This window comes from Arthrobacter sp. NPDC056493 (assembly GCF_042795115.1).
GTDB lineage: Bacteria > Actinomycetota > Actinomycetes > Actinomycetales > Micrococcaceae > Arthrobacter.
The window spans coordinates 49,035-61,506 of record NZ_JBHTSL010000027.1; the positions used below are offsets into that span (position 1 = coordinate 49,035).

14 protein-coding genes are annotated in these 12,472 nt (G+C 66.8%); 6 read left to right on the forward strand and 8 right to left on the reverse strand.

Translation table 11 applies throughout. The features are described from left to right. Positions 1-111 precede the first annotated feature (111 nt). Positions 112-1,065 (reverse strand): DMT family transporter, encoded by a 954-nt coding sequence (locus ACFQ50_RS12685; protein ID WP_377995908.1) that lies wholly within the window; start codon positions 1,063-1,065, stop codon positions 112-114. A gap of 236 nt (positions 1,066-1,301) precedes the next feature. Here ACFQ50_RS12685 and ACFQ50_RS12690 point away from each other — a divergent pair, with 236 nt between their 5' ends. Further along, positions 1,302-1,847, forward strand: a complete 546-nt coding sequence (locus ACFQ50_RS12690) for a CGNR zinc finger domain-containing protein (RefSeq protein ID WP_377995895.1) — start codon at positions 1,302-1,304, stop codon at positions 1,845-1,847. Between the two features lie 70 nt (positions 1,848-1,917). Here ACFQ50_RS12690 and ACFQ50_RS12695 read toward each other — a convergent pair whose 3' ends face one another. From ACFQ50_RS12695 to ACFQ50_RS12705, 3 genes are all read right to left on the reverse strand, one after another. Continuing rightward, the gene (locus tag ACFQ50_RS12695) at positions 1,918-2,313 is read right to left on the reverse strand and encodes a hypothetical protein (RefSeq protein WP_377995896.1); all 396 of its coding nucleotides are present in this window, start codon (positions 2,311-2,313) and stop codon (positions 1,918-1,920) included. Positions 2,314-2,426: 113 nt separating this feature from the next. Continuing rightward, on the reverse strand, positions 2,427-3,020 hold the full coding sequence (locus tag ACFQ50_RS12700; RefSeq protein ID WP_377995897.1) for a hypothetical protein: 594 nt from the start codon (positions 3,018-3,020) through the stop codon (positions 2,427-2,429). 48 nt (positions 3,021-3,068) lie between these two features. After that, positions 3,069-4,421 (reverse strand): MATE family efflux transporter, encoded by a 1,353-nt coding sequence (locus ACFQ50_RS12705; RefSeq protein WP_377995898.1) that lies wholly within the window; start codon positions 4,419-4,421, stop codon positions 3,069-3,071. Positions 4,422-4,592: 171 nt separating this feature from the next. On the opposite strand from ACFQ50_RS12705, the gene ACFQ50_RS12710 reads away from it, so the two are divergent. Continuing rightward, positions 4,593-5,027, forward strand: coding sequence for a DoxX family protein (locus tag ACFQ50_RS12710; RefSeq protein WP_377995899.1), 435 nt, complete (start codon positions 4,593-4,595; stop codon positions 5,025-5,027). A gap of 162 nt (positions 5,028-5,189) precedes the next feature. On the opposite strand, the gene aztD is transcribed toward ACFQ50_RS12710, so the two are convergent. Next, positions 5,190-6,578, reverse strand: coding sequence for a zinc metallochaperone AztD (aztD, locus tag ACFQ50_RS12715; RefSeq protein ID WP_377995900.1), 1,389 nt, complete (start codon positions 6,576-6,578; stop codon positions 5,190-5,192). A 151-nt stretch (positions 6,579-6,729) separates the two neighbouring features. On the opposite strand from aztD, the gene ACFQ50_RS12720 reads away from it, so the two are divergent. Beyond that, a complete protein-coding gene (locus ACFQ50_RS12720; RefSeq protein ID WP_377995901.1) occupies positions 6,730-7,704 on the forward strand; it encodes an acyl-CoA thioesterase in 975 nt (324 codons plus the stop codon). A 15-nt stretch (positions 7,705-7,719) separates the two neighbouring features. Here ACFQ50_RS12720 and dnaB read toward each other — a convergent pair whose 3' ends face one another. Beyond that, positions 7,720-9,105: a replicative DNA helicase gene (gene dnaB, locus ACFQ50_RS12725; protein WP_236805906.1), complete on the reverse strand. Its 1,386-nt coding sequence runs from the start codon at positions 9,103-9,105 to the stop codon at positions 7,720-7,722. Between the two features lie 715 nt (positions 9,106-9,820). On the opposite strand from dnaB, the gene ACFQ50_RS12730 reads away from it, so the two are divergent. Together ACFQ50_RS12730 and ACFQ50_RS12735 are read left to right on the forward strand one after the other, a co-directional pair. Then, complete coding sequence (locus ACFQ50_RS12730) at positions 9,821-10,276, forward strand: hypothetical protein (protein ID WP_377995902.1); 456 nt, start codon at positions 9,821-9,823, stop codon at positions 10,274-10,276. A gap of 2 nt (positions 10,277-10,278) precedes the next feature. Continuing rightward, entirely contained in the window at positions 10,279-10,845 is a 567-nt protein-coding gene (locus ACFQ50_RS12735; RefSeq protein WP_377995903.1) for a hypothetical protein, read from the forward strand. Positions 10,846-10,868: 23 nt separating this feature from the next. Here ACFQ50_RS12735 and ACFQ50_RS12740 read toward each other — a convergent pair whose 3' ends face one another. Both ACFQ50_RS12740 and ACFQ50_RS12745 read right to left on the reverse strand, forming a co-directional pair. Next, positions 10,869-11,234, reverse strand: a complete 366-nt coding sequence (locus ACFQ50_RS12740; protein ID WP_377995904.1) for a zf-TFIIB domain-containing protein — start codon at positions 11,232-11,234, stop codon at positions 10,869-10,871. 37 nt (positions 11,235-11,271) lie between these two features. Then, on the reverse strand, positions 11,272-11,898 hold the full coding sequence (locus ACFQ50_RS12745) for an FMN reductase (protein ID WP_377995905.1): 627 nt from the start codon (positions 11,896-11,898) through the stop codon (positions 11,272-11,274). 108 nt (positions 11,899-12,006) lie between these two features. Here ACFQ50_RS12745 and ACFQ50_RS12750 point away from each other — a divergent pair, with 108 nt between their 5' ends. Further along, positions 12,007-12,429: a DUF1801 domain-containing protein gene (locus ACFQ50_RS12750; RefSeq protein ID WP_377995906.1), complete on the forward strand. Its 423-nt coding sequence runs from the start codon at positions 12,007-12,009 to the stop codon at positions 12,427-12,429. The last annotated feature ends 43 nt before the right edge of the window (positions 12,430-12,472 follow it).

Here is a 12,472-nt window from a genome sequence, read left to right on the forward strand (position 1 = left end):
CCCCACGCACCCCCCCCGGTTCTACCCCCCCCGTGGGGGGGGCCCCCCCCGGGGGCGCGGCCCCCCGCCCCGCCCGGCCCTCCGGCATTTAAGCGGTCCGTCCCTGAAGATTTAGGGGACGGGTTCGACGTCGTTCGCATGGTCAAGCTCTGCACACACCGCCGCCCGGTCCCCGGCCTTGTTTCCCCGGAGCTCATCCAGCCGGACGCACAGCACCCCGCCCACGATCAGCATTCCGCCCGCGAGCTGGATGGCGCCGGGCAGTTCGCCAAGCAGCAGCCAGGCCCAGATCACGGCAAACAGGACCTCGGTGAGGGACACGAACGAGGCAACCTTGGTGCCAAGGGCGCGTGCAGCCATGATCCCGGAGACGTAAGCCAGGACGGTGGCAAGCACCACAAGACCGCCCAGCGGAACCCACCACGGCGTGGTCCATGGGCCGAGTTTGGTGTCGGCCGTGCTCATGGCCATGGGCAGGAGGCCGGTGGCCGCCGTGAGCCACATGACCACGGCGCCCGTCAGCAGCCCGCCCGACGCGAGGACGATGGGGGGCAGAGTGTCGTTCTCCTTGGCCGTGAGGAAGAAATAGATTGCCAGGCAGACGGCCGCGGCCAGGCCCCAGAGCACGCCGACGGCGTCGACCCTCACCGTTCCCGTGAGGTCCAGGACGAGGACCAGCCCGCCCAGGGACAGCAGCGTCCCTGCGATAGTGAGGGGCCGCGGCCGCTTGCGGCTGGCCACCCAGAGCCACAGCACGATCAATACCGGGCCGAGGTATTCGAGCAGCAGCGCCACACCAACTGACAGCCGGGCCACCGCGTTGAAGTAGAACAGCTGGCAGCCTGCGACACCGATCAGGCCAAACAGGACAATCGTCAGCCAGTTCGACCGCAGCTGATGCCACCGGCCCCGAAGCGCCGGAATGGCGGGGATTGCGAGGATCAGTGCGGCACCGGTCAGCCGGGCCGTGACGGCGGCCCCGGGCGTCCAGCCGGTTTCCAGCAGCGCCTTGGCGAAGGAGCCGGAAAGCCCGAAGATCGCGGACGAAAAGAGGGCAACACCCAGTCCTGACGCAAGGAAGCCGGTGGCCTTGGCCGTTGCCCCGGCGGGGGCGGCAGCGGGAGCTGCGGCGGGAGCGGCAACGGGAGATGCAACCGGAGCCGGACGCTGGGCGTGCGCCGGCGCCACGGAAGTTAGCGCCGTTTCGGAGCGGTTGTTCGATGCGGGCACGGATGCCTCCCGTCAGGAGTAAAGTGGGGTATTGGTCCTGACACTACGCCCCCGCACTGTAAGGAGTCAAGGTGGTCTTTGCCCCTGACACGGAACTCTCGCTGCGCTTCGTGGTGAACCTCATCAATTCGGCCGCCAACGGCGAGGAAAACCTGGCCACGATGGAGGCCCTTGACGGGTTTTTGCGGCAGGAGGGCTTTAGCGGGTCCCGCACGCACGACGCCGCCGAGCTGGCCAGCGTTCACGCCCTCCGGACTGTACTGGCAGCCCTGTGGACGGCGGATGAGGATACGGCCGTGGCTGGCGTGAACCGGCTTCTGCGCGAGGCCCAGGCGCTTCCGCAGCTCCTCAAGCACGACCAGTGGGACTGGCATCTGCACGCCACCACGCGCGAGGCCCCGCTGGCGGACAGGATGGGCACCGAGGCAGCCATGGCGCTGGTTGATGTGATCCGCAGCAAGGAGATGGACCGCATGCTCGTATGCGCGGCTGACGACTGCGACGCGGCTGTGCTGGACCTCAGCCGCAACCGGTCCAAGAGGTACTGCGACACCGGAAACTGCGCCAACCGGGCGCACGTGGCGGCATACCGGGCACGCCGCGCCAGCGGCGAATAATCAGCGCGGGCAGAGCGTAATCACAACCGGCGGAGAGTATGCCGCGCCGGCGGCGACTGTCCGTCGGGCGCTAGGAGGATCCGGCGTCGGGCCCGGATTCGCCGGTTCCGGCGGAACCCGGGGCGCCCGGCGCATCCGGGCGGGCCTGGGTTCCCTGACCGCCATGACCGCCGTGCCCCTGCGAGGGTTTCCGGGCCGAGCTCAGATTCACGCCCGAGCCCTTGCCCAGGTGGGCGGCGTTGTCCTTGTAGCTCATGGACAGCATCGCGGCGATGACGAGGGTGACAATGAAGGCGATGCCGGCGGCGGTGAACGCCAGATCAAACCGCGGCGACCGCGCGCTGCCGCCGGAGGCAAAAATCAGCACCGCGAAGAATGCCACCACAGCCCAGAAGGCGGAAAACATCAGGGGTCCCTTGACCGAGGTCCGCAGATTGCGCGGTTCTCCTGGTTTCTGGTGTGCCAAGGTGATTCCTCCCGTGCGGGCGGCGCAATGCGGCCTGCCCGCTGTGATGTGTGCTGGTTCTGAAGGGGTGCTGGTAGCCAGCGGCTGTTCTACAACGAGTAGAACCCTTGGTACTAGTTTACGGCCTTTGCTGCGTGCGCCCGCGCATCATGCCGGAGCGAGAGGCCGGCCAGGATCCAAAGCACGCCCGTAATGATGGCCCCGCCGCCGGCAACCCCCAGCAGCGCATGCGGACCAAGGCCCACGAAGAACGGGAGGGTCCCGGCCGTGCCCAGCCCGATGACTCCGGAGGCCAGCCAGTCGCGGGCCAGCACATGCCGCCCGCGGAACCTGATGCCCAGATACAGCTCAGCCGCCGATGCGACGGCCAGGCCCACAGCGCCAATCACGGCGAACACCAGGCTGCCCTGCAGGAACAGCAGGGCCACGCCGGCACCGGTCAGGGCGGCTCCGCCGGCGGACAGCAAGCGGCCGGCGGGTGCGTCACGGCGGAAACCGGTCAGCGGAATGCCCCACAGCAGGATCAGGCCGGTGGCCAGCAGATACACGCCGCCCGTCAGCGACATTCCAGTCTCGGACGGAGCCGCCCAGAACACGGTCACGGCACCAAAGACCAGCGCGGCGGCAGCCCGCAGCAGGGCGGGCTTCCACAGCTCTGCAGAAGGGGCAGGCGCGTCAGATTCGGCAGGCTTAGCGGGGGAAGTCACCGCTCCAGTTTAGTGCGCCAGCCTGTGGCGGCGAATCCAGGCGGCAACCTATGAACCAAGCACCATCCAGCGGTCCGTCCGGGCGCGGAGTCCCAGCGTCACGGCGCGGGCGCACATGTAGCCCAGCGAAAAAGCCACCCACACCCAAATCAGCGCCGCCGCGCCGCCGGCCCCGGCCAGCGGCACCGCAAGCAGCAGCGGAAGGTACACCGCAAGATTTACGACGCCGGCAATCGCCAGATACTTCGCGTCGCCGGCGCCGATCAGCACCCCGTCGAGGACGAACACGTAACCGGCGAGAGGCTGGCCCGCGGCGAGGACCCAGAGGGCGGCGGTCAGTACCGACTGGACGCCGGAATCGGACGTGAAGAGGGCCCCGGCGAACGGGGCCACCGCGGCGAGCAGCACGCCGGTGGCCACACCGAAGCCGGTGCCCCAGCGGATCATGGTCCGGGTCAGGATCCGGGCCTTGCCGGGGTTGGCGGCCCCCAATTCCTTGCCGATCAGCGCCTGCGCGGCAATGGCCAGGGCGTCCAGCGCGAAGGCGAGGAAGGTGAATACAGTCATGGCAAGCTGGTGGGCGGCCAGGTTCACGGCACCCTGGGCCGTGACCACGAGGACGGTGGCGAGGATGGCGGTGCGCAGGCTCAGCGTCCGCAGCATGAGCCAGGAGCCCACCTGGGTCATGGCCCGGATCCCATGCCAGTCGGGCAGCAGGCTGACGCCGTGATGCCGGGCGTTGCGCTGCACCATCACCAGATACACCGCGGCCATGGCCCACTGCGCAATGCTGGTTCCCACCGCGGATCCGACCACAGAAAGTCCGAGGCCGTACACCAACACGAGGTTTAGCACGATGTTCAGCGAGAATCCCGCCGTGGCCACCACCAATGGCGTACGGGTGTCCTGCAGCCCCCTCAGCACGCCTGTCCCGGCGAAGATCAGCAGCATCGCGACCAGCCCGGGCATGGACCAGCGCAGGTAATCCACGGCGAAGGTGCGGATCTCCGGAGTCGGCCCCATGAGTCCGATCAGCGGCTCCGCGGCGAGGAACCCGGCCAGGGCCAGCACGGTGCCCAGCAGCAAGGCGAGCCAGACGCCGTCGCGCCCGGCAGCCAGCGCCCTGCCCAGCTGGCCATCCCCTACCGCCCGCGCCACGGCGGGTGTGGTGGAGTAGGCCAGGAAGACCATCAGCCCCACCGCAGTATGCAGCACCGCCGAGGCCAGCCCGACGCCGGCCAGCTGGGCAACGCCCAGGTGGCCCACGATGGCCGAGTCGGCGAGCAGAAAGAGCGGTTCGGCGATCAGCGCGCCAAAGGCGGGAACAGCAAGCCGGAGGATTTCACGGCCATGGCTCTGGGGCTTTGGAATGGAAACGGCGGCGGAAGGCGATTGGGGCACGGAGCCAGCCTAACGGCCCAGGCAGCGGGCGAGGGCGAAAGATACCCACGACACATTAGTTGACACTTCAACAAAATTTCGGGACAGTGGAAGGGAAGCTTCACCCTGCGCGCTCCTGACCGCGTGCCCAAAGAGACAACCCCCCAATCGATCCGAACGGTGAGAATCTCCATGAACCAGTCCACCCAGACCACCACTGCACTGACGATCCTGCGGGTGATCGCAGGATTCCTCTTCGCCGCGCACGGCTGGCAGAAGTTCAGCGAATTCACCATCGCCGGCACACAGGCATCCTTTGCCAAGATGGGTGTTCCGGCCGCCGAGGTCGCCGCCCCGATCGTCGCCACCCTGGAACTGGCGGGCGGCATCGCCCTCATCCTCGGCGTGCTGACCCGCGCCTTCGCTGCCCTGCTCGCCCTGGACATGCTTGGCGCCCTCTTCCTCGTCCACGCCTCGGCCGGAGTTTTCGTCGCCACCGGCGGCTACGAGCTGGTCCTCCTGCTGGCAGCCGGGGCAGCAGCCATCGCCGTGGCCGGAGCCGGCCGCCTTTCGGCGGACGCTGCCCTCTTCGGCCGCCGCGAATCAAAGCTCAAGGTCCTCGCTTAATACTCCCGGAAACACAGCATCGCCCAGGGGCGGTGACTGTCCGGAAAACAACGACGGCGGCTGCTCGCCCGGCGCTTCGGCGCCCGGTGGGCGGCCGCCGTCGTTTTGCTTTCCTTCAATCGGTTCTGCCGGTCGCTGTTGATTCGGCCAACTGCTCTTGGTTCAGCCGGTGACGCCGGTCAGTTCATCCGGCGAGTGTGGCAGCTGCGCAGTACGGACCACCCTCCCCGCGTTCAGGTCCACGGCGTGCAGTTTCCGGGTCGCCGGCTCGGTTACATAGGCGGTGGAGCCCTGGACATACAAGGTGGGCCGCGCGTCCTGCCACGCCTCGGGCTCCTGCCAGGCCGGCACGACGGGGACCGTGGACATGGTGGCGCCGGTCAGCGGATTGAGAACGTGCAGCGCGCCGTCAGTGCCGAGGACCAGCGCCTCCCCGGCTGGCCCGCGGCCCAGCGACCGGAAGGAATAGCTCGTGCCAAGCTCCACCAGCTTCAGGGCCTTGGTGTCGGTATTCACCAGCGAAATCCTGGTGGGCCGCTCCAGGACCGCTTCCTTGTCCACCTTGTAGTCCCCGAGCACCACGGGCGACGCCGCCGAACCGGCCTGGTTTCCCATCCGGCCATAGGCGTCAGGACTGGAAATCTTGGAGAACTTCCCGTCCCTGAATACCAGCATCCCGTCTTCACATCCAAAGACCACGGTGTTTTCACCGGCCACCGCCTCGCCGTGGACGCCGGGGCAGCTCTGGCTCCGGCGGACCTCCTTGCGCTCCCGGGCCGCCCCCTCGGCCGGGCCCAGGAGGGCCACTCCGCTGCGGGCATTCTCGTCCCCCACCGTCACCAGCAACTTGCCGTCCTCCAACTCCACAGCCACGCCATGGTGGGCCTCGGGCGCCCTGTAGGTGGACACTTCCGGAAGCCCGTCTCCCGCCAGCCCTCCGAGGGCGGCCGATTCGAAGGACTGCACCGCGCCGGACCCGTCACTGAACAGGACGGTCCTGCCGGCGTGCCGCACCACATGGCCCGGCTTGCTCGCCTCGAACGCATGATCCGCCAGCGCGGGCCGGGCGGCATAGGAATGGCCATGGTCGCCATGGCGCTCGGTCCAGGTACCCGCATCCAGGACGCGGAACGAGTCGCCCGCCGCCACCAGGACGTGGCGGCCGTCCCCGGCAGGGCTAATGCGGTTGTAGCCGTCCAGCGCGACGTCTCCCGCGGGCTCAAGGGTTGCAGCGTCCAGCACTCCGACGCCGCCGGCGTACGTGTAGGCCAGGCGCGGTTTTGGGGCCCGAAGCTCAGTGGGTTCTGCGGTCTCCCCGCGCGGGGAGGGGCTGGCGGAATTTTCGGCGGCACTTTGCGCGGGGCCTGCGGCGCAGCCTGACAGCAGCAGGGCAACTCCGCAGACCACCGTCAGCGGCGCCGCGAGCGGGGGCCTGCGCGGGTTTAGTGGCTTGGCTGGCAGTTTTGCGAACGGCCTCGTGAATGGCTCGTTTGGGCGGTCGCGTCGGTGGTTGGCTATCGGGTCAGCAAGTGTGAATCGTCTCGTCAGCATGCACTAATGATAATCATTATCGTTAGTATGAGAACGACTCTTTCTCTTTCATGACGCGGGCTGCACAGGCCGGCCGTCTCTTATGGCGCCGGTGCGCGGGATTGTGAAGGCCCGGATCCGCCCGCAGCAGGGCGGTCAGTAAACTGCGACCATGAGCGAGACTGCCGCCAACTCTGTAACCCTCCGATTCCTTGCCGCCCCCATGGACGTGGGCCACAGCGGATCCGTTGACGCCGGAACGGTGCTTGAGTGGGTGGACAAGGCCGCCTATGCGGCCGCCGTGGGCTGGGCCAAGTCCTACTGCGTCACCGCCTATGTGGGGAACATCCACTTTGCCGATCCAGTAAACATTGGCGACATGGTTGAGGTCACGGCCACCATCGTCTACACGGGCCGCTCCTCCATGCACATCCGAACGGTGGTTTCCTCCGGGGACCCCAAGGGCGGGCCAGCCACCATGCGCAGCCAGTGCATGGTGATCTTTGTAGCGGTGGGCGAGGACGGGAAACCCGTCCCGGTGAGGCCGTTCGAACCGGTAACGCCGGAGGAGCTGGAACAGCGGGACCACGCCCTGGCCCGGATCGGGATCCGCGAGCAGATCGTCGAAGCCATGAGCGCCCAGGAATATACCGACGCCGGCACCGCCGAGCGCGTCGTCCTGCGGTTCATGGCGGCACCCACCGACGTGAACTGGGGTGGAAAAGTCCACGGCGGGATCGTCATGAAATGGATCGACGAGGCCGCATATGTCTGCGCCTCACGCTACTGCGGCCGGGACACAGTGGCTGTCTTTTCCGGCGGCGTGCGCTTCTACCGGCCGCTGCTGATCGGCCACGTGGTGGAGGTGGAGGCCCGGCTGGTCTACACGGGCACCAAGGGCATGCACATTGCCGTACACGTCCGCTCCGGGGACCCCAAGGGCCGCGAACTCAACCTGACCACGTACTGCCTCACCGTCATGGTTGCCCGCGACGCCGAGGGCACCTCAGTCCCCGTCCCTGCATGGACCCCCGTGTCCGAGGAGGACAAGCGGCTCCACGCCCACGCACGGGAGCTCCTGGAAATCAGGGCAGCAGCCCCGGGAAACAGGCTGCCCAACCACCTGCTGCAGTCGCAACCGCACTAGCAACACCACCGCAGCCTAGAAGCCGCCGCCTCCGCCGGCATCCCCCGCCATGTTGGCGAACCGCGAATAATGGCCCTGGAAGGCGACCACGATGTCCTTGGTGGGGCCGTTACGGTGCTTGGCGATGAGGATGTCGGCCTCACCCGCGCGCGGGGACTCCTTGTCGTAGACGTCCTCGCGGTGCAGCAGGATCACCATGTCGGCGTCCTGCTCGATGGACCCCGATTCACGCAGGTCGGAGACCATGGGACGCTTGTCCTGGCGCTGTTCAGAGCCACGGTTCAGCTGGGACAGCGCGATGACGGGGACCTGCAGTTCCTTGGCGAGCAGCTTCAGCGCACGGGAGAACTCGGAGACTTCCTGCTGGCGGGACTCCACCTTCTTGCCCGAACTCATGAGCTGCAGGTAGTCGAGGATCACGAGCTTGAGGTCGTGCTGCTGCTTGAGCCGGCGGCACTTGGCCCTGATCTCCATGAGGGACATGTTGGGGCTGTCGTCGATGAACAGCGGGGCATCATTCATGCGGCCCATGGTGGTGGCGATCTTGGACCACTGCTCATCCTTGATGGTGCCCTTGCGGAGGTCCTGCAGGCCAATGGTGGCCTCGGCGGACAGCAGACGCATCGCGATCTCGTTGCGGCCCATTTCCAGGGAGAACATCACCGTGGCGAGGTTGTTCTTGATGGCGGCCGAACGGGCGAAGTCCAGCGCGAACGTGGACTTACCGACGGCCGGGCGGGCAGCGATGACGATCATCTGGCCCGGGTGCAGGCCGTGGGTCAGCTCATCGAGCTCATAGAAGCCGGTGGGGACACCCACCATGCCCTCGCCGCGGTGGCCTGAGGCCTCGATCTCATCCACCGTGGACTCCATGACGTCCTTCAGGACGACGTAGTCTTCCGCTGTGCGGCGTTCGGCGACCGCGTACACCTCCGCCTGGGCCTGGTTGACCAGGTCTTCCACCTCGCCGTCCTGCCCGTAGCCGAGCTGCACGATCTTGGTGCCCGCATTGACCAGCCGCCGGAGCACGGCGCGCTCGGCTACGATCTCGGCGTAGTAGCCTGCATTCGCGGCCGTGGGTACCGTCTGGATGAGCTCATGGAGGTAGGCCGGACCGCCGATGCGGTTGATCTCTCCGCGCTTGGTCAGCTCATCGGACACCGTGACGGCATCCGCGGGTTCTCCGCGGCCGTAGAGGTCGATGACGGCCTCGTAGATGGTTTCGTGGGCAGGGCGGTAGAAGTCCTGCCCACGCAGGATCTCAACAACGTCCGCGATGGCGTCCTTGGAGAGCATCATGCCGCCCAGGACGGACTGTTCTGCCGGAATGTCCTGCGGAGGTTTACGGCTGCCCTCGGATTCGCGGGTACCTTCGATTGAGTCCAGGTGCGTAACTGACAAAGCTGCCGTCCTCCATTGTGTCCGCAGTCCGTGCAGGAGGACTGCGGCGCGTGTGCCGTGTGCCGTGGGTGGGCCGCGCAGCGAATCTGCTGCCCGGGCTAATGCAACTACACCAGCAGGCCCTGACATTTTTCGGTCCGGGCAGTTGAACCCCGGCGACGCCTCATCCACAGGTTTTCCACAGGGCAGCACGAATATGCCGGAGTCCGGGTAATCGCCGGCTCCGGTCTTCAGGCCGGAAGGGAAAACTCACCCGAATGGGGTGTCTCCGCTACGTTAGCGCCCGGCTGGCCACTCACAAAGCCCGCAGTTCTGCACCTCTGTGGATAACGTGTGTACAAGCGACTGCTGCTTGTGCACAGCCTGTGGGGGAAGCTGTGGATAGAAAGTTTCTTTCCGGCATATATGCCGCCTGACCTGCGGAAACATGCAAATTTAGTTGTGGACAAGTTTAATTTTGCCGCCAACCTTCATCCACAGCCTTAACCGACTACTGGGGATACCGGCCGGTAATTCCGCCGCTGGAGGGCGATTTCACCGCCTTTATTCCCGTTCTGTGATACGGATCACCGGCATATGTCCGGAGCCGTCCCACATGCATGCCGCCTGGACGAATCTTCCGGCCCAGGGTCGCACCCGGCAGCACCACGGGGCCGCACCATGCTCAGACGGGCATATGCTGTGGATAACGAGGATCTGGCGTTAAGCTCTAGGTATGGGCGACGTTCTGACAGTCTTGGTTCCTGCCCTTGTCCTCGCCGCAGCCCTCTGGGCTCTCGCAACGGCACTGAAGCCGCGTGATGGGGGCATGTCCGACGCGGACCGCTACCAGCTGGATCTGGCCCGGCGTTCCCAAGCCCATTACGCAGCCCAGGTTCAGGCGGCCATGGCGGCCCGGGCACGCACGGAGGCGGCAGCCCTGCCAAGCCAGAACCGGCAGCAGCAGATCCAGCAGGATCAGCATCGTCCGGCGTCACCTCCAGGACATCCTGACTACCCGCACGGCTCGTACCCCGCGGCACTTGCGCCCGGGACCACGCTGAACCCGCAACTGGCGCTGCAGCTGCAGACATTGGTGCGCAACGGGCAGAAGATCCAGGCGATCAGGCTTTTGCGTCAGGCCACCCATTCCAACCTTTTGACCGCCAAGCAATATGTAGATCGGCTGTAACCATGGAATCGCTCCTGATCCCCTTCCTGATCCTCGTGGCCGTGGCCGTCGCCGTGGTCCTGGCGGCACGTGCGTTGAGCCGCCGCCGCGCTACGGTCAGGGAACCGGCCAAACCGCCGGTGGAGTCTGCAGAGCTGGCACGGGAGGCCGCCGCCAAGCTGTCCGAGGATGAACACCGGCGGCTGTATGCGCTCATCGCCCAAGGCCAGGCCATGGCGGCGATCAAGCTGTACTACGAGGTGTCAGGAGAGGGCCTGCGCGCATCTCGGGACGCGGTGGCAGCGCTGGCAGCCCACCCGCAGCCTTTCCGCCCACCGGCACAGGAGACCAGCGAACCCGAGGACGACGACGAGCCCCCGCAGCGGTTCCCTTACCGGTACCGGGCCATCGCCAGCAAAGGCGATGTCACCCGGGAGGTCAGCAGCAACATGCTCAATGACGAGATCTACGGCCGCATCCGCACGCTGGCCAAGAGTGGCAACATCGAAGCGGCCGCCACGGCGCTGACCCGGCACTCAGACATCACCATGAAGCAGGCGCGCGAATTCATCGCCCTGCTGGACGACTAACTGCCGCCGGGCGGCCGGAGCACCTAGAAGTCGAACAGGTCCCCCAGCCAGCCTTCCTTCTTCTTATGGCGCCGCCGGTCATAGTCGCGGTCGTACCCCTTGTCACGGTCGTATCCCCTGCCATAGCCGCGGTCGTCGTACCGCGGCTGGTCACGCCGCGGTTCCACGTTGCCGTACAGCGGCGGAGGAACCATGCCCGGCGCGGGTGACGCCGGAGCTGGTGGCACGGGCGCCGGAGGTGCCGCCGGCGCCGCGCCGTTGACCCGGTCGATGATTTTGTCCAGTTCGCCGCGGTCCAGCCACACACCCCGGCACTGCGGGCAGTAGTCGATTTCCACCCCGCTGCGTTCGCTCATGACCAGGTCCGAAGAATCAATGGGACATTTCATGCCCGGCACAACGAGCGGGTGCAGCGATTAGTTCGCGTTACTGCCCGCCGGAGATCCCGGCCAGCAGCTGTTCAAAGGGCAGCGACTCCATCAGGACCGGCTTGCGGCCCGGCTGGTCCCCTTCCAGGAGGCGGCTGAACTCTGCCGCCGCCCGTTCGATCCGCATCGAAAGGGGGGTCCCGCCGTCGTCGGTGTACCCCCAGTCCTGGGGGCCGGCGAAGACGGCCGTGGCCGCAGTCCGCGTGCGCAGGTAGCTGAACAGCGGGCGCATGGCGTGATCCAGCACCATCTGGTGTCGGTCCGTGCCGCCGGTGGCCCCCACGAGGACAGCCTTGCCGTCCAGCGACTTGGGGTCGAGTACGTCAATGAAGGACTTGAACAGCCCGCTGTAGGACGCGCTGAACACCGGTGACACCGCGATGATGCCGTCGGAGGCTTCGACACCGGCGATCGCCTCTGCCAACCGGGGCGGGGCGAAGCCGGTGACGAAGTTGTTGGCGATGTCCACGGCGAGGTCCCGGAGCTCAACAACGTGGGTGGCCACCTCGTACCCGGCAGCCGTGAGCTCCCGTGTGGCGGCTGCGGCCAGCTGGTCGGCCAGCAGGCGGGTCGACGACGGCACTCCCAGGCCGGCGGACAGAACGGTTATGCGGCGGGTCTCCATGGCGGTCTCCTCAGATCGGCGCTATATATGCGTTTGCATCTATTCGCTCAACCCGGGACGCCCGGCCTTTATTCCGCTGCCCAGCAGGCGGCCCAGTACACTGCGTCCATGGCGGAGAACAAGACACAGGTGACCGGGATTTCGGCGGACGACTTCATCGCGGCTGTGCAGCACCCGGTGCGCCGGCAGGACGGCCTGCGCCTGCGTGCCCTCATGGCGGAACTGACGGGCCAGGAACCGGAGATGTGGGGTCCCACGATCGTCGGATTCGGCCGGGTGCACTACAAGTACGCCACCGGGCGCGAAGGCGACACTGCCGCGGTGGGGTTTTCTCCCCGCAAAGCCAGCCTCTCGCTGTATGGCCTGACGGATGCGCCGGAGTCGGCTGCACTCCTCGACCGCCTGGGAAAGCACAAAACCGGCGCCGGCTGCCTCTACATCAACAAGCTCGCCGACGTCGATGAAGCCGTGCTGGCCGAGCTGATCAGCATCGGCTACCGATACGGCACCACGGCCCTGCACCACGCCTGAGGCTGGTCCGCAATAAGTAAAGCGGGGACTTAAAGACGAAGCC

What these genes read in the sequence shown, in the direction of transcription:
- ACFQ50_RS12710 (WP_377995899.1), top strand. Translation starts at nt 4,593, where the DNA reads ATGAACCAGTCCACCCAGACCACCACTGCACTGACGATCCTGCGGGTG.
- aztD (WP_377995900.1), bottom strand. Translation starts at nt 6,578, where the DNA reads ATGCTGACGAGACGATTCACACTTGCTGACCCGATAGCCAACCACCGA.
- ACFQ50_RS12720 (WP_377995901.1), top strand. Translation starts at nt 6,730, where the DNA reads ATGAGCGAGACTGCCGCCAACTCTGTAACCCTCCGATTCCTTGCCGCC.
- ACFQ50_RS12730 (WP_377995902.1), top strand. Translation starts at nt 9,821, where the DNA reads ATGGGCGACGTTCTGACAGTCTTGGTTCCTGCCCTTGTCCTCGCCGCA.
- ACFQ50_RS12735 (WP_377995903.1), top strand. Translation starts at nt 10,279, where the DNA reads ATGGAATCGCTCCTGATCCCCTTCCTGATCCTCGTGGCCGTGGCCGTC.
- ACFQ50_RS12740 (WP_377995904.1), bottom strand. Translation starts at nt 11,234, where the DNA reads ATGAAATGTCCCATTGATTCTTCGGACCTGGTCATGAGCGAACGCAGC.
- ACFQ50_RS12745 (WP_377995905.1), bottom strand. Translation starts at nt 11,898, where the DNA reads ATGGAGACCCGCCGCATAACCGTTCTGTCCGCCGGCCTGGGAGTGCCG.
- ACFQ50_RS12750 (WP_377995906.1), top strand. Translation starts at nt 12,007, where the DNA reads ATGGCGGAGAACAAGACACAGGTGACCGGGATTTCGGCGGACGACTTC.